This window comes from Campylobacter geochelonis (assembly GCF_013201685.1).
Taxonomy (GTDB): Bacteria; Campylobacterota; Campylobacteria; order Campylobacterales; family Campylobacteraceae; genus Campylobacter_B; species Campylobacter_B geochelonis.
The window spans coordinates 42,718-68,804 of record NZ_CP053844.1 but is presented as its reverse complement, the minus strand read 5'-3'; the positions used below and the strand labels follow the sequence as shown (position 1 = coordinate 68,804).

At 31.3% G+C, this 26,087-nt stretch carries 21 protein-coding genes and 1 CRISPR repeat array; of the genes, 1 reads left to right on the top strand and 20 read right to left on the bottom strand.

The features are described 5' to 3' along the window. Nucleotides 1-189: 189 nt before the first annotated feature. The 15 genes from cas6 to CGEO_RS00260 form a co-directional block, all read right to left on the bottom strand. Entirely contained in the window at nt 190-1,008 is an 819-nt protein-coding gene (gene cas6 / locus CGEO_RS00330; protein WP_075539944.1) for a CRISPR system precrRNA processing endoribonuclease RAMP protein Cas6, read from the bottom strand. Beyond that, nucleotides 1,005-1,991 (bottom strand): TM1812 family CRISPR-associated protein, encoded by a 987-nt coding sequence (locus CGEO_RS00325; RefSeq protein WP_422851318.1) that lies wholly within the window; start codon nt 1,989-1,991, stop codon nt 1,005-1,007. The genes cas6 and CGEO_RS00325 overlap by 4 nt, the downstream gene beginning before the upstream one ends. A 244-nt stretch (nt 1,992-2,235) precedes the next feature. After that, the gene (locus CGEO_RS00320) at nt 2,236-3,189 is read right to left on the bottom strand and encodes a WYL domain-containing transcriptional regulator (RefSeq protein ID WP_075539946.1); all 954 of its coding nucleotides are present in this window, start codon (nt 3,187-3,189) and stop codon (nt 2,236-2,238) included. Nucleotides 3,190-3,197: 8 nt separating this feature from the next. Further along, entirely contained in the window at nt 3,198-3,917 is a 720-nt protein-coding gene (locus CGEO_RS00315) for a macro domain-containing protein (RefSeq protein ID WP_075531261.1), read from the bottom strand. A gap of 9 nt (nt 3,918-3,926) precedes the next feature. Then, nucleotides 3,927-4,532, bottom strand: a complete 606-nt coding sequence (locus CGEO_RS00310) for a DUF4433 domain-containing protein (protein ID WP_075539947.1) — start codon at nt 4,530-4,532, stop codon at nt 3,927-3,929. Between the two features lie 159 nt (nt 4,533-4,691). Then, a complete protein-coding gene (locus CGEO_RS00305; RefSeq protein WP_075494296.1) occupies nt 4,692-5,063 on the bottom strand; it encodes a hypothetical protein in 372 nt (123 codons plus the stop codon). A gap of 97 nt (nt 5,064-5,160) precedes the next feature. Beyond that, nucleotides 5,161-6,814: a CRISPR direct-repeat array (repeat unit 37 nt; unit sequence GTTTCAATCCCCTAATAATCGGAGAAAGTGTCTAAAC). 577 nt (nt 6,815-7,391) lie between these two features. Continuing rightward, on the bottom strand, nt 7,392-7,664 hold the full coding sequence (cas2, locus tag CGEO_RS00300; protein WP_075539948.1) for a CRISPR-associated endonuclease Cas2: 273 nt from the start codon (nt 7,662-7,664) through the stop codon (nt 7,392-7,394). Nucleotides 7,665-7,666: 2 nt separating this feature from the next. Continuing rightward, on the bottom strand, nt 7,667-9,865 hold the full coding sequence (gene cas1 / locus CGEO_RS00295) for a CRISPR-associated endonuclease Cas1 (protein WP_075539949.1): 2,199 nt from the start codon (nt 9,863-9,865) through the stop codon (nt 7,667-7,669). Beyond that, nucleotides 9,866-10,234: a CRISPR-associated protein Csx20 gene (gene csx20, locus CGEO_RS00290; RefSeq protein WP_075539950.1), complete on the bottom strand. Its 369-nt coding sequence runs from the start codon at nt 10,232-10,234 to the stop codon at nt 9,866-9,868. Continuing rightward, nucleotides 10,231-11,688 (bottom strand): hypothetical protein, encoded by a 1,458-nt coding sequence (locus CGEO_RS00285; protein WP_075539951.1) that lies wholly within the window; start codon nt 11,686-11,688, stop codon nt 10,231-10,233. The genes csx20 and CGEO_RS00285 overlap by 4 nt, the downstream gene beginning before the upstream one ends. A gap of 13 nt (nt 11,689-11,701) precedes the next feature. Further along, a complete protein-coding gene (locus CGEO_RS00280) occupies nt 11,702-13,483 on the bottom strand; it encodes a TIGR03986 family type III CRISPR-associated RAMP protein (RefSeq protein ID WP_075539952.1) in 1,782 nt (593 codons plus the stop codon). A gap of 1 nt (nt 13,484) precedes the next feature. Then, the gene (gene csx19 / locus CGEO_RS00275; RefSeq protein WP_075539953.1) at nt 13,485-13,991 is read right to left on the bottom strand and encodes a type III-D CRISPR-associated protein Csx19; all 507 of its coding nucleotides are present in this window, start codon (nt 13,989-13,991) and stop codon (nt 13,485-13,487) included. Beyond that, nucleotides 13,988-15,250 (bottom strand): RAMP superfamily CRISPR-associated protein, encoded by a 1,263-nt coding sequence (locus CGEO_RS00270; RefSeq protein WP_075539954.1) that lies wholly within the window; start codon nt 15,248-15,250, stop codon nt 13,988-13,990. Before CGEO_RS00270 ends, csx19 begins: the two co-directional genes overlap by 4 nt. Then, nucleotides 15,247-17,289 (bottom strand): RAMP superfamily CRISPR-associated protein, encoded by a 2,043-nt coding sequence (locus tag CGEO_RS00265; protein WP_075539955.1) that lies wholly within the window; start codon nt 17,287-17,289, stop codon nt 15,247-15,249. The genes CGEO_RS00270 and CGEO_RS00265 overlap by 4 nt, the downstream gene beginning before the upstream one ends. Continuing rightward, nucleotides 17,274-18,782 carry a hypothetical protein gene (locus tag CGEO_RS00260; RefSeq protein WP_075539956.1) on the bottom strand — a complete coding sequence of 503 codons (1,509 nt, stop codon included), beginning with the start codon at nt 18,780-18,782 and terminating at the stop codon, nt 17,274-17,276. The genes CGEO_RS00265 and CGEO_RS00260 overlap by 16 nt, the downstream gene beginning before the upstream one ends. A gap of 444 nt (nt 18,783-19,226) precedes the next feature. Between CGEO_RS00260 and CGEO_RS00255 the strand changes: the two genes are divergently transcribed. Further along, nucleotides 19,227-20,639 carry an SLC13 family permease gene (locus tag CGEO_RS00255; protein WP_075531251.1) on the top strand — a complete coding sequence of 471 codons (1,413 nt, stop codon included), beginning with the start codon at nt 19,227-19,229 and terminating at the stop codon, nt 20,637-20,639. 572 nt (nt 20,640-21,211) lie between these two features. Here the strand turns inward: CGEO_RS00255 and CGEO_RS00250 are convergent. The 5 genes from CGEO_RS00250 to ilvD form a co-directional block, all read right to left on the bottom strand. Further along, on the bottom strand, nt 21,212-21,583 hold the full coding sequence (locus tag CGEO_RS00250; RefSeq protein WP_075539957.1) for a diacylglycerol kinase: 372 nt from the start codon (nt 21,581-21,583) through the stop codon (nt 21,212-21,214). Between the two features lie 83 nt (nt 21,584-21,666). After that, nucleotides 21,667-21,819, bottom strand: coding sequence for a hypothetical protein (locus CGEO_RS00245; RefSeq protein ID WP_165590146.1), 153 nt, complete (start codon nt 21,817-21,819; stop codon nt 21,667-21,669). 65 nt (nt 21,820-21,884) lie between these two features. Beyond that, nucleotides 21,885-22,985, bottom strand: coding sequence for a hypothetical protein (locus CGEO_RS00240; RefSeq protein ID WP_075539958.1), 1,101 nt, complete (start codon nt 22,983-22,985; stop codon nt 21,885-21,887). Between the two features lie 102 nt (nt 22,986-23,087). After that, complete coding sequence (locus CGEO_RS00235) at nt 23,088-23,720, bottom strand: NAD(P)H-dependent oxidoreductase (RefSeq protein ID WP_075539959.1); 633 nt, start codon at nt 23,718-23,720, stop codon at nt 23,088-23,090. A gap of 74 nt (nt 23,721-23,794) precedes the next feature. Further along, the gene (ilvD, locus tag CGEO_RS00230; RefSeq protein ID WP_075539960.1) at nt 23,795-25,468 is read right to left on the bottom strand and encodes a dihydroxy-acid dehydratase; all 1,674 of its coding nucleotides are present in this window, start codon (nt 25,466-25,468) and stop codon (nt 23,795-23,797) included. Between the last annotated feature and the right edge of the window lie 619 nt (nt 25,469-26,087).

Genomic DNA, 26,087 nt, shown 5'->3' with positions numbered 1-26,087 from the left:
TTTATTAATATGTAGTTTTATATTAAAAACATACTTTAAATCACTAAAATCAAAAAGAAATTTATAAAATTTAGGATATTTTTTATATAAAAGTTATAAATTATAAAAATTTATAGCAACTCAAGATTATATCCATCGCGCTAAATATTTTTTAGTTTACGCACAAATATCTCACGTGTTTAAATTTATTTATATAATATCTATTTGAATATTTCCAAGTCCAAGCGCTGTTGATTTTCCAGCTCCGATTATGCTAGCAAGTTCGAGTAGCTCTACGCTTGTTTTGTCTAAATCATAAATTTTAAACTCCCCAATCAGCCCAGCGATTTCGTGCTTTTTCTTTTGCCTGTTGCTGTATCTTTGCAGATTATAAAACTCTAAATTTGGTTTAAAATCGCTAAATTTTGGAGTAAAATCGACCTTTTTGTTAATGCCTTTTAAAAGATAAACTCTTCTTACTAGCGAGCGTAAAAAGCTCGTTAAGTCAAGGGATTGCGCTATATGACCATCTTGTTTGATTCTAAGTGGAGTTTTTAATATGACTTTTACATTATCAGCTTGAAATTTAGGTTTGAAAGTTAGACTGCTAAAATCCTTACTTAGCAAAACCATATTTTCATAAATCACCTTTGAATTAAGCAAAATTTTATCAAATGTAAACTTTCGCCTATCGTGTCCAAGCCCGATTTCTTGCATATATTCAAAAGCGACGATGAGATATGGGATAAAACAAACTCCATCTTCAAAAAGCCAAATTTTAAAATCGTAAGTTTTTTGATAAAGGCTCACATCGATACGAAAATTTGAAAGCTCATTTTCGTTTTCGTAAAATTTATAATAAGCACATTTATGCGTTTTAGCGCACTTTTTACACTCTAAATTTGGAAAAATACAAACCGTTTTTCTAAGCGCATATCCCAAACAACCTCTAATCATAGAACCGATAAACGGCTCTTTTGGAACAATATTTGCGATACCAACCACGCTTAAAAAGGCATATTTTATCATAAAACCATCTTTTTAAAATCACTAATATATTTGTAAACAAGACTCGCGCTAATGCCGGTATTTTTAAAATTTGGGTGAGAGATATCATTTCTTTTAATGTCTATATCCTTTAAGTTTATTAATAAATTTAATAGATTTGTACCAAAAATAGCTTGATATTTTTGCTTATTTATTGTTTTTTTATACAATATATCGCTTTTTATAGCGCTTCTTATCTTATAAATATCTTGCGAAGTTTTTCTTGTATTTTTTGTGATATTGAGCTTTTTTACACCAACTAGTGTATTTGGATATTTCTCTTGTAGTTTTTGGTCTAAATAGGCTAAAATTGCCTCTATTAGAAATTGCATAGCCTGAACTAATAGATTTTTATCAAGTGCAAATTGGGCAAATTCTATAAGTTGAATATACTCACTTTTATTTTCCAAACTTGAAATTTGTTTTAAATCTTTAGTAAGTTCATTAAAATTTTTATCTAAAAACTTAAATTTATCTCTTAAACTATCTATAATTTTTTCTATATGTTTTGCCGAATTTATAGCAGTGAGATATTGATTTAATGAGAGTTCATTGCCTAATTTTTTAAGAAATGGATAAAGTTTATCCATATCTCCATTTGTTTTACCAAATTCCGGAACCCCGCCGGTTTTAATAAAAGTATTAATTAAAATAATTAAATTTGAACTATAAATTGTCTCGAGTAAATCAATAAATTTAAACTCTTGAGCATTTTCATCTGTAGTTTTAGCATAATAAATCGCTTGTGGATTATAATTTTTAGAAAGCAAAATAGAGGAAAAAATAGATATAGGATAATGCCTAAATCCCTGTGTAATATCTAGTATAAAATCATCTTCTTTGTCATTAAAAATATGCTCAAACATATAAAAAGCAAGTTGGTTATCGCTAAACCCTTCGCTTTTTTGTATATCATCTATATTTTCAAATTTATGATGTTTTATCTCATTTCCAAGTTTGCTCAATGTCTCTTTTGTACCAAATATAGTAACATCTTTGTCTAAGATTTCATAGTGCCTTTGAACGGCTTTAAACGCTAGGAATTCTTTATAAATTTCATTTTCGATTTGATATGAAAATGGTTTATCTTTTAGCGGGGTAGAGCCAAGAGTAGCTATAAGTTTCATTTAACACTTCTTTTAGTAATTTAATATTTTTAAAATTATATCACACATAACTTAAGTTTAAATTTATATAAATTTGGCGAATTTACTTAAAATTTGCTAACGAATTAAGCAAAATTTCTTTCATTTCATCTTTTAAACTTGCTGGTTCTAAAATTTTTATATCCTCAATCCAACTAAGCAAAAAGCTCTTAACTTCAAGTGTTTGAGTAAATTTATAACTCACGATAACCGAGCCATCATCGTTTTCTTTTTCGATAACTTGTGAGTTAAAAAACTTTTTTGCTTTAAAATACCTTGCTTTTTGCGCAAAAACCACTATCTTCACATCTATTAAATTCTCTTTGAAATTTGGGCTGAATTTAGCAAAAGGCGTTTGCATAGTTTTTATAAAGTCTAAAACTTCATAATTTTTATGAAAAGTGTCTTTGCTAACGGCAATTTCTTCGATATTTAAAAGCCTAAAAACACTAAAAATATCATCAGCGAAAGTAACAAGATAGAAATTTTCATTTATAAATATAATTTTATATGGATTTGTATAAACTACGATTTTCTCGCTATTTGCGTTGTATTTTAGCGTGATTTTATGAGCGTGTTTTATAGCAAATTCTATGCTTTTTAACATATCTAAATTTAGCTTTCCATTCTCTATGGCTTTGTTGATAAACTCGTAGCATTTGCTTGATTCTTTTATCTTGTTTTCTAGTATATATTTATCATCTTTGCTTAAATCAAGACTTGAAAAAAGCGAATTTTTCTTAGCTATATTATAAGCAATCACAAGCAAACTTAACATCTTGTTATCAACAAAATTTTCAAGCAAGCTGTTAGTTACCGCTTTATACGCGCCTTTTGTAGTTCTAACGCACTCAAAACTTTGAGATAAATTGCTTTTTATGATATCTAAATCTCTACGAATTGTTTTTTCGCTTAGGCCATACCATAGCGGATGGTTCATTAAATTTTCTATGATAACGATTTCGCCTTTGCTAAACATTTCTAAAAGCGCTAAAACTCTTTTTGTTTGATTATTCATTTTCTTCCTTAAAACAAGCTTTTTTGAGTCAAAACATTGCCACTCATCACAAGTCTAAAACAAGCTTCAAGAGTTTTATCGCCAAGCCCATTTGTGCGTAACATACCGCTCATACTTTTGATATTTTCATCATCTAATGCTTTTTGGATAGATGCAAATTTTATACCTTTAAACCCTAAATTTTTAGCTATTTTTTTAAGCTCTTTTAGCTCGATACTTTGAAATTTGTTTTTAAAATCATCGTATAAATCATCATTTGCAAACCTATCAAACTCCCAAATTTCAACATCCAAATCCAGCTTTTCTAACTTCTTTTTCATCAAATTCAAAACCACTTCTTTATCCAAACCGCCTTTATCTGCGCCAAGAAGCGGAAATGCTATGCTTGTAATGCCTTTGTCTTTATATGTTTGGCTAAATTTATTAAGTCCAGCTTCTATAAATTCTATCTTTGATGGAAATTTCCAGTGGTTTTTTGTAGGGAAATTTAGTATCTGTTTAAAGCTTTGAATTTCGTTGTTTGATGGCGTATATAGCCAAAGATTACCAGTTTTTATCCTATTTGGGTTATCGAAATTACACAAATTTAGATATTTTTCATACATATTTGGATATCTAAGCCTAAACTCATACGCAATCCCAGCACCCATAACTCCTACACAGTTGATTGTATTTACTATGGTTTGGCATTTTGAATTAAATATATTTCCCATTTTAACTTTAAGCATTTTTAACTCCTAAAAAAACTTGCTTGAATCTATTATAACCTTAATACCTTTAAGCCTAAATTTAGCATTTATTTTATCCGCTGTGCTTTTATCTTTACAGATAATAAAACGCAAATTTGATATATCAACGCTTTTATAAACCAAAGCTTCAGCCATCATCACAGCCTTTAACTCTTCATTTCGTATATGGTTGTTACACCAGCTAGTAGAAAATACATCTTTGAAATTTATAAACTCTTCATCGACCAAATCAGACAAATTTTTTGTGAATTTAACATCTCGTTTAGAGGCATTTTTGTTTGAGAACAAGACTTTGTTTGCTTTAACTATCATAACGCTAAATCCAAGGATGATAACATCATCTTCGTATCTGTTACGATATAGCATGGCATTTCGCGGGTTGAAGTAGAATGGAACGTATTCGTGAATTTTATGCCCGTAAATGTTCTCTTTGACCTCTCGTCTAGCATTTACTTCGGTGTTACTTATATCTGTAACTTTGTATTTTGTATAGTGGTTTTGTAATCCATGCTTTAAAATGTTTTCTAAATTTTGTAAAGATGTCATATGAGATAGGTAGTTTATCTTGTTTAGTTGGTTAAGATTAGCTTTCATAATTTTTCCTTTATTTGATTTATAACAAAGGAATTGTAGTGTTTGTTATGGACATATAATGTCTATAAATAAAAAGTTATGGGTTTAAATCAAAGTAGTTTTTAAATTCTAAAGCCGATTTAGCTTTAGAATTTTAATTTGATTTTATAAAAGGTGTTTTTATAAGTAGTCGATATCTGTTTGGAAGTTGTCATTGCTTGTTAGTTTTATCTCTAAAAAATCTTTTTTATACAGTTGAATTTGTAAAATATCTTGCATAAATTCTACTGTTGAAGTGTATTTTATCGACCATTGTTGACCAGTATGCAAAGCCCCTAAAATGCCAAATACCTCAGCGCGAGAGATATTTTTACGCAAAATTTTGATAGGAAGCTCGTTTTTTTCGCCATCTTTATCTATATAAATTGTTATTTCGTTATTGTCTTTTCTTCTGAAATACCACTGCCAAAAAACAGCAAACATCGTCGCAAAAGCAAAGATAATAGTAACATAGTCCATATAAGTTATAGCAGACATAAAAAATTCGCCCATATCTTCTCCAAGTTTTATAATTTAAATTTAATTATACCTCTTTTTTATTTGGCTAAAGCTAAATTTTTATAAAACCTACTGCTTATATGCAAATTCTATCTCAATCCCCTAATAATCGGAGAAAGTGTCTAAACAAAACTCGGGTGGTAAATACCACATCTGGGGTGTCATAACTGAGTTTCAATCTCCTAATAATCGGAGAAAGTGTCTAAACAGTCCATTTTAGTTGACTGTTACAAAGCTAGTAAGTTTCAATCCCCTAATAATCGGAGAAAGTGTCTAAACCCTGAAGGTTTCTCCTTCAAATTCCTTAAGATAACTATATCTTGTTTCAATCCCCTAATAATCGGAGAAAGTGTCTAAACTTCAACATACCTAAGTTAATGGTGGCTATACATATAAAGCGTTTCAATCCCCTAATAATCGGAGAAAGTGTCTAAACGGAATTGTCAGACCAACAAGTAGCGACAGCAGTCGCCAACAAAGCGTTTCAATCCCCTAATAATCGGAGAAAGTGTCTAAACAAAATGAAAAAAAAGAGGATGAACATTTCTACCTCAAAGGGTTTCAATCCCCTAATAATCGGAGAAAGTGTCTAAACAAAAAACCTACACAACAAGAAAAGGCGTTAGTTATAAAAAAGTTTCAATCCCCTAATAATCGGAGAAAGTGTCTAAACAAACAAGAACAGTAGGAAATAGAGTAATAGTATTAGGTTTCAATCCCCTAATAATCGGAGAAAGTGTCTAAACCCAACTCTAGAAGGGAACAAAAAGCCGAAAAGGCATCAGAAAGCGTTTCAATCCCCTAATAATCGGAGAAAGTGTCTAAACAAAGATTGAAAATAAAGATTTTAAAAATATCTTTAATAGTTTGTTTCAATCCCCTAATAATCGGAGAAAGTATCTAAACGTGGTAACAGGTGTAGGGGCTGTTAATTCCCTTTTAACGTTTCAATCCCCTAATAATCGGAGAAAGTGTCTAAACAGTGGAGAAGCCTAGCGGTAAACATAGTCCATAGTATAGATGCTGTTTCAATCCCCTAATAATCGGAGAAAGTGTCTAAACAAAAAAAAATGAATATTAAAAAAGAGTTAGAAAGAGTGTTTCAATCCCCTAATAATCGGAGAAAGTGTCTAAACGTAGTATAACTCACATAAGCGATGCGCATAGTTTTATTTTTGTTTCAATCCCCTAATAATCGGAGAAAGTGTCTAAACCTGAAGTCTTTGGAGATGCTGTAGTAAAAGGAAATGCTAAGTTTCAATCCCCTAATAATCGGAGAAAGTGTCTAAACGTAGTATAACTCACATAAGCGATGCGCATAGTTTTATTTTTGTTTCAATCCCCTAATAATCGGAGAAAGTGTCTAAACCTGAAGTCTTTGGAGATGCTGTAGTAAAAGGAAATGCTAAGTTTCAATCCCCTAATAATCGGAGAAAGTGTCTAAACCCCAACTTAGCAATTAACATTTGTAGATTTAAAAGTTTCAATCCCCTAATAATCGGAGAAAGTGTCTAAACATGGTATTAAAAGAGCTTCCTACAACAGCTAGAGTAATTGTTTCAATCCCCTAATAATCGGAGAAAGTGTCTAAACAAGGCTCTGGTCCTTCCATAGATTACAGGGAGATACCTAATAAGGTTTCAATCCCCTAATAATCGGAGAAAGTGTCTAAACTAGATTATAGAACACAATCAGTAACTAAATATCGGTTTCAATCCCCTAATAATCGGAGAAAGTGTCTAAACACTGTAAATTTAGTTATTTGCAAGATGATTATACTTTTTTAATGATTATAAATTCTTTAAGCAAAAGCCTGTGAGAGCTGAATTTGATCGAATTTATTCGAAACTCTATTGATTTTTAAAATGTATAAATCGATAGTTTTGCTAAATTTGTCCTTAAAGTATCGGTAAAATGGTGGTTTTTGAGATTTAAAAATTTAGAAAGTCGAATGGGGAAATTTTTAAACTGCGTATAGTTTCCAAATTTAAGAAAAATCTAAGTTTTAAAATACCGCAAAAATGGGCTTTTAAAATTTAAATAATTATAAAAATTAGAAAGTGTGTTTTTAAAAATACTAAATTTATTGAGTTTCTAACTTTTTTAAAAGAGCAAAAAACCAAAAAGCTCTAAATTTGGGAGTTTTAAAATATAAAAAGTTAGAAACTCTAAAGTGATAAATTTGTTAAAAATATCTTAAAATATATTGAAATCATGGCGGAACCAAAAATAAAAACCGTGTTTAAAAATTTATAGATAATCAAATTTATATAGCACGATGTAACTCGTAAAATTTACAAATCAAAAGCGACCAAATAGCTCTTAAACAAAGCTATCTTTTACTTCAAAAACCCCTTTTTGTCCAAGACTTAAGGATTTTATCATACAGTCAAAACACAAAGGATATATCAAAACGCTATCTGTTTTAGGCTCGATGATAGCTTTTGCTTTGGCTATAAAAATCTCAAGCTCTTTTGCTGTTAGCTTAGCTTCGAAGACTGATTTGTTGGCTCTTGTTCCTATAGCTTCAAGAAGCGTGGCAAGGCGGGTTCGGCGTCTGGTTTGGGCGATGTCATAACAGATGATATAGTGCATAGTTATCCTTGAAAACGGACTAAAAAGCCCTTGTATTTGGCTTCGTTAAAAATTTGCTTTCGTAAAAGATAGGCTTGAGCTTGTATGATTTGTTCTAAATTTAGCTCTTCATTTTTGTATTTATGCGTGCTAAGTAGAGCAAGAGCTACCTTTTGAGTGAGTTTTTTCTTAGTTGGCACATCCAACAAACCATCTTTTAAACTAAGTTTTGTTTTTTGATGCAAGAGCGTAAAAACCACTCTATCAACCGCGACAACTCTGAACTCCTCAATAAAATCAAAACTAAGGCTAAATTTAGCGCTTACGTGAAAATAACTGATATTTAGATACAAACCAGCTTTTATAAGGGCTGATTGAACCGTGCTATAGAGTATGGCATAGCCATAATTTAAAAGAGAATTTACCAAATCAGTCGCGCCTTTTCCTACTCGTTTAAACTCTTTATCTTCTAGCGTGGAGGCGATAGCGTCAAAATAAAGCGAAGATATAGCTCCTTCATAGCCCATAAGTTCGCTTGTAGTAGTGGCGCTGATGAGTGCTTTTTTGAGATTTTTGTGCATTTTATCTATGTTTGAAGCAAGAATTTTATAGTGTTTATCAAGATATTTTAGGTAATTTATCTGGTTTGTAGCTTTGGCTTTAATGAATTCTTTGGCTAAATTTAGCGAATTTGGTGAGTTTAAAAAATCAATTTGAGCTTTGTAAGCTGGAGTAATGGTGCTTGTATGAGAAAAAAGACTGGCATAAATTTGGTTGTTAAAGCCAAGGAAATCTATGCTGATATTTCTTTTAGTAGCCGCTTTTATGGCGTTTGTACTAAGAGAAATATCGCAAGCGATGATGATTTGATGAATTTGATCTATTCTAACTTTTAAGATGACTTTGCCTTTGTAGCGAATGACAAAGTTTACATTACTAACACCAAGAAAACAGTGTGGCGTAGAGATGTGCAAAAGTGAGTTTTGGGCAAATTGTTCTAAATAGTGTTTTTTCTTTTTGTTAAGCACGTGTTGTGGATTTGGCTGAGGTTTTGCTTTTAACGCCTGTTTTTCACGCGTTAGGGCATAAATTTGGTTATAAAATTCATCTTTTTCGCCCTTTGATTTGAAATTTAAAGCAAAATTTAATGTATCTAAAAAAGTAAAAATTTCAAGACGAGTTTTAAGCGTGGTTTTGTTTTTTATATACAAACTAACGCATTTTTTAAGTGCATATATAAAGCGTTTTAATTGTGTTTGGTCGGTTTTAATAAGATTTAAAGATATGGTTTGAAGATGGACTATGTATGAGTTAAAATCTGTTTTAAAATCATTGCTTTTAGATAGAGCGTAAATTTTTTCTTGAATTTTGTCAAATTTAGCTTCATTTATGCTTAAATTTGAACCATAAAAACTAACTCCTAAAAACTCAAAACTTTGAGTTGGCGAATATATGGCTGTTTTGGTATCTTTAAGCGATAAATCTATAGTAGAAAGAAAAGTTTTTAAAGAATTTATCTTAGCTTGCACGAACTTTTCATCATCTGCTAAAATCACGAAATCATCGGCATATCTTATGAAAATTTCATTATTTGTTTCTAGGAATTTATCCATTTGGTTAAGATAAATGTTAGCTAAAAGCGGACTTAAAACATCGCCTTGATGGATACCAAATTTAGAGTGTTTGATGTAAGTTTGGCGGTTAAAAATACCATTTTTTATCCAAATTTCTACCAAATTTAGCACTCTTTTATCTTTGATATATTTAGCCAAAAGCGCTACTAACTTGCTATGATTTATGCTTTCAAAGCAATCTTTTATATCGCTTTTAATGACAAAATATGGTTTTACTCTTAGAAAATCTCGCAAACGAAAAATAGCATTTTTATAAGATTTTCCCGGTCTATAAGCGTAGGATTTATCCGAAAAATGCTTATCAAAATACCACGCAAGCTCGTTTGCAAGGACTTTTTGTATGAGTTTGTCTTTAAGCGATGAGATGGCTAGCTTGCGATAGTTTTCGCCATCGCTTTTGGGGATAAGTTTTTGCAAAACCGGCTCTGGAACATAAGTTTGGTTTAGGCAACTTTGTTTTAGCTTGTGTATAAAATGCTCGTTTAACTCGCTTAGATTATCAATGCCAAGAGCAGTTTTTTTGAGCGAATTTAGAGCGATTTGGATGTTTTTATCGCTTAAAATTTGCTCCAAAGTTTTTTCAAACATCTAGTATTCTCTAAATTTAACATGTTTAAAAATGCTCTTTTTTACACCATCTTCATCTATAACAACATCTCGTTTTGTAGTGGCATAAACTGGTTTTAAATTTGCTCTTTTGCAAAACTCAACTAGCTTATAACTAAGCCCAAAATCGCCCTGAACCAAGACAAAATCGCCCTTTGTTGCACTTGCTTTGATAAACTCATAAAATGGTTTAGCAAACTCATCTAGACTCTCAAGTTCGGCTGGAACTTGAGAAAATCGGCCTTGTAAATCTTGCGGAAGAGATATAAATTCAGTGATTTTAAGCGAGTTTTTTGCATCTTTAATCTGCTCGTTTGTTAGAGAGTGCGAAAATAAAAGAAGAAGTTTCATTGTAAATTCTCATCGTAAATTTGGGTAATTTTTTCTTTCTTAATATTGTTATATAAGGTTTGAACCTCTTTTTTGTTTTTATCAAAGAATTCAAAAATTTCTTTATTTTTAGCTAAATCATTTTCAATGTAAGTTTTGATATAAATATCATAAAAATTCTTTTCTTGTATTTGAGAATTCATTTTTTTATTAGTTTTTTCTATAAATTCTTTCAATTTATAAGCTGTATAATTTTGAATATTGCACTCTTTAGTCGATAAATCTCTTAAAATATCATTGTCTATTATCTGTTCGCGAAATTCGTCTATTTGTTTTTTTAAATCATCTTGTGAAACATCTGAGTTTTCTTCAATATGAGTAAGTTTGTGTCTGATACCGCCTATATTTTTTCTAAGATTGTTTAAAATATTAAATTTATCAAAGTAGATGTTATAGATAAATTCATCATTCCCACCAAAATTAAAATAACAAGATAGCTGTTTATCTCGATATATTTTGCCAAATAAAAAGTTTTTACATAGCTTACTTATATCTTTATTAATCTTTTTATTATTTTTGTATTTTATAAATTCTTTTAAACAATCATAGATATAAAATGGAATAGCTTCGATTAAAAACTGTGATGAGTTTAAAAAATATCCTTTTTTGTGTAAAAATACAGCCACATTAAAGTATATTTGATATCTTGGAGTTTGATTTGTAATCTCATCAAAAAAGCTTAAATCACCTAAAATATCATCGATAAATTCGGATAAATATGCTAGTTCGCCATTTTTTTCTTTTTTTAAACTATTTTTTAATTCAGTATAGTCATCTTGACATTTATCTATTTGATTAGATAAAAATGCTTCACTAAATCGTTTAAGATTTTTATAAAAATCATCATCGATAGACAAATTTGGAACTTTTATATACTGCTTAAAACTAAGTAAAGCAAAAGAGGATTGCATAATTTTAATATAGCGGTCAAGTTTTACAAATTCATATTCTTCTTTTTTATCTTCTATATATCTTGCTTGGATAATTGTTATTTTATATTTTAGTTCTGGCTTAAGCTTGTTTAAAAGCATATTTAATGCCGCGATGAATGCATTATCCCTTGATGAGTGAGTAATATCAATGATAACTTCATAATCGTTTTGATATGATTTATTATCAAGCTCGTTATGATTTATGGCTTTTGCAATATCATTAAAAAGTTTTTCATAAGCATTTTGGGTGTAGGTGATTTTAGTAAATTTTGGAGGATTTTCTACAAGCTTGGATATGTTGTTAAAATCCTTTTCTTTGCCTATTAAGATAAATTCAGCATCTATTCTTTTTTTTGAATTTACTAAAGCATCTGTTGATGTGTAAAACTTCTCTTTAGTGATAAATTCTTCACATTCACCAATATGATATTGTGATTTCTTATTCTTTGAGTTAGTTTGTAAAAACGATATTATTTTTCTCATTTTAGTCCTTTTTTTATAGTTCGCTTGGGCGTGGTAGGATTTTTGTTTTATGTTTAAAGCTATCAAGTTCCATATATGATCTGTTTTTTAGCTTGTCTTTGTTCGTAAAATCAAGCATAACTTTTAACTCTTTAAGCCTGTCTTCATCCCAAAGCGAAGTGTTTTTAGAGTCTATTTTTTCAAGGATAAATTTCTCAAATTCTTTTTTCAAACAACTCATATCTATGCCACTTTTAACCGGTTGATAAAATCCACCTTTTGTATCAAAAACATTTGCATATCTTTCTTTGATATCAACCAACTTTAAAGTCGTTTTTATATCAATACTGCCAAACCCAAGAGGTTTGCCCATGCCGATTTTATGCTGGCAGTTTTTTGGTAAATTTAACACAAAAAGCAACGCTCCAAGCTCGATATCGCTTAAGTTTTCAAAGCGAATTTTACCTTTAAATTTTGCTCCTTTTGATAGTGGTTTGACTGTTTTTGTAATGCTGCTTTGTGGCGTATTTTCGTATCGATGGTTTTTATGATGATAAAATTTATAACCACGAATTTTGCTTTCGGGGCTATCGTAATGTTTGATTTGAGAAATATTGTTTAAATTTGTATTTTCAAGATATAGATTATACGAAGTTGGTTTTGGGCTTGATAAGATAAGATTTTCCTCTTTTTCAAATTTAGCCTCACTTTTTAGCTTCGCATCTTCAAAAAACACTCTACTTGCTATTATCGTCTCTTTTCCAAAGATAGCTTCACTTAGGTCAAATTTGGTTTTATTTCTAAGTTCTAGCGGGATAGAAGAGGAGATTTTTCTAGAATAAGGGATACGAAAATACGGCGTATGTCCAAAAATCTCTACCTCGTTTTTAATCTCATTTTTTATGTAAAAGCAAGGAACTCCATGTGGGTATTTTTTTGTATATTTTTCTAATTCATCTAATAAATTTATAAAACCACTTCTTTTTCTTTGCGGTTGTTGTTTAAGATTATCTTCTTTGTATAATTTAATAGTTTCATATGGAACAGTAAAAGCTTGTATATTTTTATCTGGTAAATTAAATTCATAATAATGCTTTTTACTTGTATCAATTTTTTTTCCTGACTTTTTGTCTTTTTTAAAACTTTTCATATACCCAGAATAAACTTCATATCCTTTATTTGTATATTCAATTTTCATTTTTGGATATTTGTATGAATCAGTGCCAAATTTATCAATATATAGTCGTTTTTCCATTTTAACTGGGACTATTTGATAATGTCTTGAATCTATCTTTTGTAAAAAACCAGCTTCTGACTTTGGTTCTGTTTTTTTTGTATTGGTTTCTTCTGATATAACTAGTCTAACTAATTTATCTGAATAAATAGATTTAAGACTATTGCCTGATTTTCCAGCCACATCACGAAAGTAAAACCTACTATCATTAAAAGTCATAAATTTAGAGTAGCTAGCAACTTCTACAAGAGTTTTTATGATACCGCGAAGCGAACTTGCCGGAATTTGGTAGTTGTTGTTAATGTTGTAAAACATTGTGCTATTTTTGTTACTATCTCCAACAAAAATCGCAGTTAAAGCCTCTATCTCAAGCTCGATAAATCCACTGTTTGCGCCATCATGAAACTTGCTTAAACCATAAATTTCGCTATCTTCTTTTGACTCTAAATTTTCATCTTTATCAAGCTTTAAATCCAAAATTTTATCAAATTCTACAACCTTATCATTTAATGGAACAAAGTTATATGGTGCATGAGCGTCATAAGTAACTGCTTTTGGTGTTTTATTATTTTGATTTACCATCTTATTCTCCTTTTATCTCTACAAGTCTAAAATCCCCATAAGAAACTTGAGAATTTTCGCTTATAACTAGATAGTTTCTGCGGACGATTTGTACAGTTTTGTACTCTTTATCAAGTGGAAGTATGAAGCTTGAGCCACTCTCTGCTTCTAGCTTATAAAAGCCATCTTTTAGTGGCGTTGGATTTGAGCCAAGCAAGTTGATAGTTTCTTCAAGAAAATCATCTTCTTTCTCTTTATTTTCATCATCCATAAGCCAAGCCTCTAGCTCGCCAAAACGCCTAAAAAGATAAATTTCTTTATCTTTGTTAAAAATTCTAGCTTCTAAAATCTCATCTTCATTTAGCTTAAAATTATCATAAAATTCAGCTCTTTTATGGGCAATCTTAGCAAATTTTATCTCATCTTTTAACCAAAAAATTCCCCAACCATCTTCTATCTCATTTACTAAGCTGTTTTTTAAATTTTCAAAGAAAATCTTGTCTAAATTTACTCTTATTTTATCATTCATTTCGCACCTCCGTTGCTAAACTCGCTTGCAAAAGCGTTTAAGCGCTCATAATCTTTGCTTAAATCTTCGCCATTATGAAGGACTTTTTCTATCTCGCCACTAAATACGCCTCGCCCGATATTTTTATTGCCTCCAACTGCTAAAAAGCCCGTGCAAAGGTCTTTTAACGTAAGCAAGATAAGTCCTAACTCTTGCTTTGAAGCATTAGTGATTTCTAAATTTACAAGCATATCATCACTACCAAAAATAGCTTCACTATCAAACAGTGCGCCATCGATTGTCGCTGCGCTAAAACGATCGATTTTGATACGTTGGTGAAGCTTTCTAACAGCTTTATTTATCTGTGTTTCGCTAACTTTTATGCGCGATTTTTTAGCTTTTTGTTCTTTATCTTCGCTTATATAACCAAAAAGCTCATCAACCAAATCGCCCTTAGCAAAGGTGTTTGCGATTTTTAAAGCTTGATTTCGCAACGCTCCTTTTAGGCTTGTGCCACTTAGTAAAAACTCGCCATTTTCGTTAAGACTCACTACATCTGCGTCGCTTTTTTCATCTGGAGTTGAGCCTATGAGAAGTGAATTTATTATATTTAAGCTAAGTGAAATTTCAGTTGTGTTTGAAAGCTTTTCAGGCTTAAATTTTGGCTCATAGTTATTACTAAATTTAGCATTTATATAGTTTTCAAAGGCATTTTTATCATTTGCGAAGTCAAATTTACAAATTTCAAGCTTTTTGCATTTGATTTTTCCAAGTCCATTTTGTGTCTTTGCGCCTATGCTAAAGCCATTTTTGATAAGACAACAAAGCGTATCAAAAATCTCTAAAATCGCCTTTTCATCGTGCATTTGTCGAAGTGTAAGCTCTGCTTGAAAGTCAAACTCACTCCCAGCTACAACGCACTCAAAGTCGTATAATGCGCCATCTTTAGCGATGTTTGTTTTAGGATCTATTTTCACACCATTTCGCAAATTTATCTCGCCGTTTCCATTTAAACTCGAGTCATTTATACAAATCGCACTTGGTTTATCTCCACTTCCGAAAAACTCATCAAAAGCTGTTTTGTTTGGACTAAATTTATTACACTCACTTCGCAAAACTCCTATAAGCGAACTTGCTGGGATATAAGGTTTATCATTTGCATCTTTAACTACAATACTATCTATAAACTCGCCCTCGCCACTTGATATGCTAAATGCTGTTTTGTTTATAAGCGTGGCTTTTAAGACAAATTTTTTTGTTATTCTTGGATTTTGGCTCATTTTACATCCTTTTTTACGTTTCTGTGGTATCTAATAAGGCTGATTAGAAATCTTTTTTGAAGCTCATATCCACGACTATCTACGAATTCGTTGTATAAATTTTCACTGATTTTATCTTTTACGCTATCAAATTCGGGAATTTTATCAAACCAGTCATTTATCTGTATAAATTTGTTTTTTATCTTTTGATTAAAGGTTGTTAGTTCGTTGGTGTTGTTCTCTTTTTTAGCTTCTAATTTATCTTTTAAATCTTTTTGCTTTGATGATGAAGATACGATTTTCTCAAGCCTAGAGTACTCGCTAGATGTGATGTTTTCGTCTTTGACTGCGATTTCTTTAAATCCGTTCAAACACATCTTCTCATAAAAATACTCCTCTAAAAGTTTAAACAAAAGCTCTTTTTGATTATCAAAAACTTCTTCGATAATGCTTGATTTTTCTTTGTCGTTTAAATTTATAAATTCAAAGTCTTTAAACTCATCATATACTCTAACCTGCCCATAACCAAACTCTACTAATTCTCCAAGCCCTTTTTCAAGCTTTGAGATATCGCATTCTTTTTTAAAATCGATTAAAAACGTACTTGCACTCTCAAAACCTAAGGTCTCTTTTACCTTGCATTTATAGCTTAGCTTATAAGATTGCTGTCTTGAGAAACGAGCTGATGATTTGACAATCTCACAATCGCACTCTAACAAAGAGTCTATATATAGCTTTAAGTTAGCCAAAGTTGGGCTTTGTACGCCAAATTCATCAAGCAAGATAAGTGGGCTTTCACAAACCAAATAAGCTTTTGATTTTAAATTTTGCTCTTTTGCTTTATTAACCACGTTTATAAATGCTTGCGTTTTTGAGTATTGAGCGTTTTTAGATCTTCCAATTTGCAAGGCAAACTCGCTTCCTAAAGCGGTTTTAACTTTTTCTAAAAGAGTGGATTCGCATAAAATTTCAGCGCAAAAGCTTTGATCTCTACAAAGAGATTCATAGGTAAAAATAGCTCCGTTTTCTTTATCGCTACTTTGAGAAATTCTGCTTCTTTGTATATGAAAAAAGCTCTCTTTTTTAGGTTTTATTAATTCTATCGTTTTGCCATCTGCATAGAAAAAACCACCTAGTTTTGAGCATTTTGCTTCAGGTTCTTTTCCGTTTGTTGTGCTAAATTTATCAAGCGCTTCGTTACTGTTTTCGTATTTATACTTTTCAAGTATATTTGGAGTAGGGCGGTAAATTTTGTTATCTTTAAAAAGATAGCCATTTTTTACTATCGCTTTTTCAAACTCATCTGCTAAATCATCTTTTTTTATACTTCTAAGCTTTGCTAAAATCGCACCTTTTAGCGTGGTTGATGGGAGATAGTCGTATGTTTGGATATTAAAATCATCGCCTTTTTTTAAAGTGATTGCGGTTGGTTGAGTTAAATTTATAACTATGCAGCTGTTTTTAAGGTTAAAATTTAGTGATTTTTTACTATCTTTTATCGGCACAAGCTCACACTCAACCGCGCCTAAACCTCTGTTTCTACTACTGCCAAGGCGTTTTAAGTTTTTTATAGCATGATTTAACAACTCTTTAAATTTATCTTTTAAATCTTCCTCAAGCTCGATTTTAGTGCTAAATTTATTACCACTTTTTATGACTCTCATCCTTCTTAGACTTCCAGACTTTGCTACACCATTTTCATCGATAGAAGTTTGGTTAATAACCATAGATTTAAGTGATTTTACACGTTCTTTACCAAAAATGCTAAGCCGTTTAAGAAATTCGCTCTCATCTATGATAGCGTTTTCTATGCTGATTTTGCCTTTTTCTTTAGAAGTTCCAAAGAGCTTGTTTATCTGATTTTTTATCTCATCATCTAGTTTTCCTTGCATCTCTAAAACTTCGGTCGCGCTCTCTTTTAACACTCCTTTTAAACGTTTTGCTGGGATATAAAATCTTCCAAACTCATCACTAATCGAATCAACATCAACCAGCCCATATCCATCGCCATTGCTTATAAGAGCGTTGCTTTTTAGCGTAATTTCTAGTTGTTTTTGCATGATTGCTCTCCTTTATAAAACTCGCCATCAAAAATCGGATAAAATTTCATCAGCTCTATGGCTTCTACGAGCATTTTAAATTCAAGCTTATTATCTTTAATCAATTTGTTATCACAATAAACTTCAAGATATTTTTTAACGCTTTCTTCGCTTTCAAAAGCTAGATCTCTAAGCTTCATAATTTTGTTTTTTGATATATCTTTTAACTCTTGCATAAGTTTGACAAGCCTTGCAAAATCAGCCTCACTATAACCACCATTATAAAGCTCTTTACTATCTTTTGTAAAATATCTCTTTCTAACATCATCAAATTCGCCCAAAATTCCAGAAGATAGGATAAAAAAATCAATGCTCGTTTTTTCATCTTTATTTGTGCTTTCTTTAAGAAGTTTTTTAGCGCTTGTCGTTAGCTCTTCTGCAAAGGTATAGCCTTTAAAAAACGGAGTTTTTGCCTTGACTATAGCGATTCCTCCGCTTGCAAAAAGTGGTTGTTTGAGTTTTTTATCATCGCTTGAAACAAAATTTAAAGGCAGTTTTTTAAGCTCATTTATAAATGTTCTTGCTATAAAAACTCCAAGTCGCCCCTCGCTGATAAAGGTCAAATCATCTCCACTTAAAACAACAGGTCGAAATGGCAAGATAAATTTATCATCATCTGTTTTAAGCTCTAAATTTGCTCCATCAAAAAACTCTCCATCAAACTTTCCATTTTTAAATTTAGAAGCTAGGATTTTAATCGTCTCTTCCATCGCCTTTTTCATATTTGTATCTACGACTTGTGAAAATTCTTTGGCAACGTTAAAACTTTTAAGCTGTTTAACTCTACTTCCAAGCTCGTTTGCATCGATATGAACGATAGCAGCGTAGGAGTTTTCATCGTGGATTATTTTATCGATTTCTAGTGAAAAGCAAAACTTATCATTAAATTTATTAATCAAAACATCATTAAACAATTCATTAAAATTAGCATTTGCCTTTTCGCTCATATTTCGTTTAGCCATAGTTGATTTGCTGTAAAATTTACTCTTTCCACTCTTGCTATTATCTTTGACAATCGCTGGAAAATCACTGTTTGGACAAAGCGATTCTATACCTAAATTTAGTGGTTGAGTGAGTGGAAAATAGCTGTTTTTAAGCTTTTCTAGTTTTTCGTGAGTTTTGTTGATACTTTCTTGATAGTTGTTTTCATCAAATTTAGCGTCGAGTAAAAAATATGGAGTTAAAGATGGAAAAGCCTCAAGCAAATGTTTTGAGTATATTCTGATAAAATCCTTAGCACTTACTTCATCATCAAAAAACAAAAGAGCGTTTCCGCCACCAAAATTTCCATCTGGCTCTTTAAATTTAGGATATTTTTTAACAAAAGTCTTTTCTAAATCTTTGTTTGTGACTTGTCTGATAATCTCACTAGCTCCGACTATATCTTTAAGTTTATTTGAACTAAAGATGTAGTTTTGCTTAGCAGCGATATCGATATATACCGCACAACTCATATTTACTCCTTTTTATATAATTTATTTTAATATTTATCGCCTTTATGTTGCTAAATTTAAGTGATAATGTATAATGTAAATTTATTATCCTTTCAAATTTATATTATAGTTTTAAATTTATATTTTCATAAGCATAAAACAACTATAAGCCTTGTTTAAAACTTCAAAAATAAACATTATAAACTAAAATATTATATCAAAAGCTGATTAAAATCAACAATAAAAATAAAGGTATTTGTAACAAAATATTAAATATTTATTTATATTATCAAGTCAATTCAAGCAAATATGGCTTTATGAAATATATCCGTATTCCCACAAGCATATAAATTTGTTACCATTAGTAATATTTAAAATAAAAATTGTGATAAAAAGTAATGATTAAGTTATTTATAGAGATAAATTTTATATTATATGCAATTAAACTAATACAAAGGAGAAAATATGAGTCAAGAAGTTGAGTCGCAGCTTACAGCGCACACGCCTTTCCCCAAAAGAGGGCTTATCATCATCGTTGTAGCGGCAATTTTGTCTTTTATACTTTATAACATCTTGCCTTATGAACCAAACGTTAAAAAAGGGCTTGTGATGCTGTTTTTTGTCGCTAGTTTATGGCTAACAGAGGCAGTTCATATCACGATAACGGCACTAATGGTCCCAATTATAGGCATTATCATAGGCATCGGCTCTTTTAGTAAGACTGGTGAATTTACAGCTTTAACTATGAAAAAAGCGCTAACAAGTTTTGCCGATCCTACTATCTACTTGTTTTTTGGAGGTTTTGCACTTGCTACTGCTTTACACATCCAAAAGTTAGATAGAAAGATAGCGATGAAAATCATCTCTCTTTCTGGAAACCACTTAGGTATCGCAACTGTCGCTATTTGTGCGGTTACAGCGCTACTTTCTATGTGGGTTTCAAACACAGCAACCGCTGCTATGATGCTTCCACTTGCTCTTGGTATGATTACAAGTTTAGATCAAGAAAAAGATAGAGGAACTTTTGTATTTATCTTGCTTGGTATTGCATACTCAGCCAGTATAGGCGGTCTTGGAACTATCGTTGGTTCACCACCAAATGCTATCGCTTCAGCAGCTTTAGGGTTTTCATTTATAGATTGGATGAAACTTGGCTTGCCGATGATGTTACTTTTCTTCCCACTTATGCTGATTGTTCTTTATTTTGTTTTAAAACCAAATCTTGGACAAAAGATTCAACTAGAAGTTGAGGAAGTTCCATGGACTACAAGCAGGATAGTCACTGCTGTTTTATTTGTCGTAACTGCGCTATTTTGGATATTTTCTAAACAGTTAAGCGAGCTTTTAGGCGTTAAGTTATCAGACGCTTTTATAGCTATTGCCGCTGCGATTCTTATCGTTGTGCTTGGACTTGCTACATGGAAAGATATCGCTAAAAACACAGAGTGGGGCGTGCTTTTGCTCTTTGGTGGTGGGCTTACTTTAAGTGCGATTTTAAAAGACTCTGGCGCGTCTTTGGTTTTAGGTCAAGAGGTTGCTAGAATTTTTGGTGATGCACCGAAATTTCTTATCATATTTGTAGTTGCGATTTTTATTATCGTTCTTACAGAATTTACTAGCAACACCGCTTCTGCGGCGCTTTTAGTTCCTGTTTTTGCAGCGATAGCTCCTCAAGTTGGTCTTCCAACAGAAACACTTACCATAGTTATAGGAATCGGAGCAAGTTGTGCGTTTATGATGCCTGTTGCAACTCCGCCAAATGCGATTGTTTTTGGCACTGGTTTAATTAAACAAAGCGAGATGGTAAAATCTGGCATTATCTTATGTACAGCTTGTGCTGCGGTGCTTTCAGTTTATACATATCTATTCTACGCATAAATAGTTTAAACCCGCTTTTTGCGGGTTTTGCTTTGTGTAAAGCTTTTAAAACTCTTATTGACTCAAATTTTAACAAAAACTTAAACTAAATTTTATATAAAATACATTTGTAGCTTTTTAAATTTGCAAATACAATCGTGTAAAATCTATAATATTTTATAAAATTTAGCATAAATCAAACCATTTATCGCTTGAAATATCATATTTTTTTATGCTCAAATTGCCAGATAAGCTAAAAAAATTTCTTTGATTTTAAATTCTATTTTGTATAAAAATTCGCGTAGTATTTTAATAAATCATTTTTCTATCATTTTGTGGCGCAATCAAATATATCTTGATTTATAAAACGAATTTTTACTAGCAGAAAAATAGCTAATTTTATAGGTATAAAATTTTAGTCTAAATTTAAAAGATATTTTGCAAAGTTATCGTATCAAAAAAGCATAACCGATGATGAAAAGAGTTTTTGCTGACTTATCTAAGATTTGTCAAGTTTTATAAGCATAAATTTAAAAGATATTTTCAAAATTATCGTATCAAAATGCGTGGTTTTGCTAAAATTTTGTTTTAATTTACGCTAAGCCAAAAATAAGTTCAAAAAGCACAAATCCCCACGAGATAACAGTGATGCAAATAGATATAAAAACTGCCGCACTTCCAGCGTCTTTTGCTGCTTTTGCAAGCGGGTGAATCTGCGTCGTAGTCAAGTCCACACATCGCTCAATCGCGCTATTAAGGCACTCAGTTAGCAAAACTAAAAGCAAACTTACTATCAAAATGATATGAAGCGCCACGCTAAGCTTTAAAAACAAAGAGCATACACTTAAAATAGCTATAATAACAAGCTCGATTTTAAACGAGCTTTCGTTTTTAACTATCTCGCAAAGCCCAGAGATGGCGTAGTTTGTGTTTTTAAAAAAGTTATATTTTGGTTGATTTCGCAAAAATATCCTTTAAATTTAGTTTTTTATATGCCTTTTATGCATTGAAAAAATTATGCTGTTGTTATTATCTTTTCTTATAATTTTTAGTTTGTAAATATCATCTTTTCGCTTACAACTAGTACATTTCTTAGCTTTATTTCATTATCGCCGATCTGTTCTACACATGAAAATTGTGGGAAAAAATCTTGCTTAATATTACAATCAGTTATATTTATATCGGCATATTCTTTTGGCATAAATTTCCTATCAACTGTAATTTCTCTTTACTAGTTAGCTATCCCAGCGACTCTTACAAAACGCCTTAACATAATAAATATACAATAAAAATAAGTGTAAAAATTGTGACCACACTCAAAACAAATTTATAATTAAAAATATATTTAAATGCTAAAATTCTACTAGTAAAGATTAAAAATAATAATATTATATATCCAAAGAAATTTTCTTCTTTAAAATTAATATATGCAAAAAATATAGCTAATATATCAAATAAAACTATAAGTAAAAAAGCTAAAAATTTATCTGATAAATACTTCACATCTTTGCAAGATAAACACCAAATGAAAAAAGATAGTGTGTATAAAATAAGGATTGGTAAAAAAGTGTTTTCAAAACCTAGCGAATTTATTAGTAAAAATTCTTTTGCTAAATAATCAAATAATGGCAATAATATCAGGGTTAATAAAAATAAATTTGGGAAAATAAAAAATAAATTCAGTGCTTTACTATTATGTTTACTTATATTATAGAGCATAAATATTTGAAAAAATATATAAATAAACATCAATATCAAGACAAAAAATCCATAAAGCATTAAATTTATAAATACAAAATTATCATAGCTTATAGCCATATTTAAGTCTGAATTTATCTTAGCATAGTATGGAAATACAAAAAATATCGCAGAAACAACCAACAAAATGGTTAAAAAATAGCCATTTTTTAGTTTATCTATAAATTTTAAGAAGGTAAATTCTAGCGAATTTATACTTCTTGATAGCAAATTTACTTTTGAAATTTTCTCAGCGAAGTTAGAATCAGACTCATAAACATCAAATAAATTTTTCTCAGATTTGATAAAATCCTTGTAAAATTCAGTTTTTTCATCACTATCTTTTGAACATATATAATTTTCTATTATATTTTTTTCTTCTTCTAGTAGCTCAATAATTTTTGATTTATTTATATAAAATCGCTCAGGCTTATCTTTTATCCACTCGACATCAAGCAAGGCTTTTCGGTACTCGCTGTGAGTCAAATTTAACTCATTTTTGATCTCTTCTAAATCAAAATCAAGCGGAATTTCATCATTTTCATCATCAAATTTTAGTTTTGAAATTTCTATAATTTCATCTTTAACTTTTTCCAAATTACGACGCTCTATATATTGCCAAAAAAACAAAATCAACTCCTTAAAATATCCAAATTATACCTACTTTAAACCAAATTTATCAAACTCATTCACACTAAAAACCTTAATCCAAATTTTATCTTTTAAATTTAACTAAATTTCTTGCAACTGCAGATAAAATTTATCAAAAACGGCGTCTAAATTTGCATACGATTTGTCTAAAATTTCTTCTTTGCTAAACCTGCTTAAAGATGTGCCCTCAGCCCTAACTAGACTAAATTCGTTAAATCCCATCATCTCACAAAACATCGCTTTTATATAGCTTGAGGCAAAATCAAGCGCTTCATATCTGCTGCTATCTGTATAAAGCGAACCACTAGAAAGAAGCAACAAAACTTTTCTATCATCATTCATAAGTCCCACTGAACCACCACTTTTGTAAGTGAATGTTTTATGTGCGATTAGGATATTATCCATATAATCTTTAAAGCGACTTGTTACATTAAAATTATGAAGTGGCATAACGATAACAACTCGCTTATGGCTTAAAAACTGCTCCATTATCGCATCCATGCGCTTTGATAGCGCGTTTTCTTTTGGATTTTCAAACAAATCCAACATCTCTTTATCAAGGCACGGTATCGCTTCGCCATATAAATTTAGCTGTGTTAGCAACTTTTTATCAAATTTAAGCTCAAATTTTTCTTTGAATTTAGCTTCTAGCATATGCGAAAAGCTAAATTTATCATCAAATTTAGGATGAGCGTTTATAAGCAGTGTTTTCATTTTTACCTTTTATTTAACTTAATCATCAAAGTTTTATAATGCAAATTTATAAAAACTCATAGTTATATTATAAATTACGCCTCTAAAATCGCCCCGTTACTTGCATTTGTTACAAGCTTTTGGTACTGTCTTAGCCATCTGCTGCTAACTTGCTTGCCAGCGTATTTAAACTCAGCTTTTCGTTTTGCTACTTCAGCCTTATCAAGACGAACATTTATCGAGTAAGTATCAACATCTATATCAATTATATCGCCATCTTTTAAAAGCCCTATCATACCGCCTTCAGCCGCTTCTGGGCTTACATGACCGATGCAAAGTCCTCTAGTTGCGCCACTAAAACGTCCATCTGTGATTAGCGCCACATCAGCACCAAGCCCACGACCGATAATTAAGCTTGTTGGAGTTAGCATCTCTTGCATACCAGGACCTCCTTTTGGACCTTCATATCTTAGCACTACCACATCGCCTTTTGTAACTTTACCACCGCTAATGCCCGCTATAGCTTCATCTTGAGAGTTAAAGCAGACCGCGCGACCACTAAATTTACGCTCACCGATAATTCCAGCTGTTTTTATAACACACCCTTGCTCGGCTAAATTTCCAAACAAAATCGCCAAACCACCGACTTTTGAGTAGGCATTTTCGACTTTATGAATCACGCTTTCATCTAAAATTTTCGCATCTTTTATCCTCTCGCCCAAAGTCTCGCCGCTAACAGTTAGATTATCTAAGCTTAAAAGCCCATTATCACGGCGCGAAATCTCACGCATAACAGCGCTCATGCCACCAGCCTTATGCACATCTTCCATATGCACGCTTGGCAAACTTGGCGCGATTTTAGCGATATGAGCGATATTTTTGCTGATCGTATTTAGCTCTTTTATATCTAGTGGGCAACCAGCTTCGCGAGAAATCGCAAGCATATGAAGTATCGTGTTGCTACTTCCACCCATCGCCATATCGATAACCATCGCGTTTTTAACGGCTTTTTCGTTTAGGATATTTCGTATTTTAAAGCGTTCATCAAGGGCGATTTGGCAAATTCTACGAGCTGCTTTTCTCATTAGCTCTTCGCGTTGGGGCGTTAGCGCTAAAATCGTGCCATTTCCCTCAAGCGCGATTCCCATCGCCTCGCACAAAGTATTCATCGAATTTGCTGTAAACATTCCAGAGCAACTTCCCCCACTTGGGCATGCCGCGCATTCGATTTTATAAAGCTCTTTTTCATCAATTTTCTTTGTTTCATACGCGCCAACTGCTTCAAATGCGGAGTTTAGATCAAGCGCGTTGCCATTTTCATCGATTCCAGCTTTCATCGGACCACCACTTACAAAAAGCGTTGGAACATTCACACGAAGCGCGCCCATTATCATACCAGGGACGATTTTATCGCAGTTTGGTATCGCTATCATCGCATCAAGAGCGTGAGCGTTCATCACAGTTTCTATAGAGTTTGCGATGATTTCGCGGCTTGGAAGAGAGTAAAGCATACCGCTATGTCCCATCGCGATGCCATCATCAACGCCTATTGTGTTAAACTCAAATGGAATACAGCCGTTTTTTCTTATCTCATCTTTTATAATTTCAGAGTATTTATTTAGGTAAAAATGTCCTGGAATTATCTCTATGAAACTGTTTGCAACGCCGATAAATGGCTTGTTAAAATCCTCATCTTTAAGCCCAGTTGCTCTTAAAAGTGAGCGGTGTGGGGTGCGAGTGTAGCCTTTTTTGATGATATCGCTTCGCATAAAATCTCCTTGTGCTAAATTTGAATCATTTATTATATCACTTTTGTTTTAAAATAATAAATTCTAAATTTCACTCCAAATTTAGCAGACAATTTAGCTAAGATATAGACTAAATTTATAAAAGATTTACCATAAAATCACTCATAATCTTTTTAGCATTTATAAATTTATCCATCTCAAACATGGGTGGCAAATACTTCCAGATGACGCAAACTAGCGCGTTTAATAAAGACAATACAAAAGCATATTAGCTTTATAAAAAAGCGTGCGAGTTAAAACGTATTGGTGCTTGCGATGAGATGGCTAAATTTTGGAATTTAATTAAAGGCTCAACAATATCAATATTATTCATAGAAATAGTATCTAAACTAACTATTTTTTTTTAAAATTTAAGATGATAAATTTATATAAACACATCTCATAATCAAGACATTAGCGAAAGTTATTTTATCTTAATAAAGCGCTTAAATATCTGATGATATGCAACTTTTCTTACTAAATTTTTAGTTTTACTAATATAAGTTCAAAAATCTATAATTTTAGTAAATAAATCTTAATAGCTTTGAATAACTGATTAAAATTTCACTCGCTCGACTTTCATTGAAATATCAAAATTTAA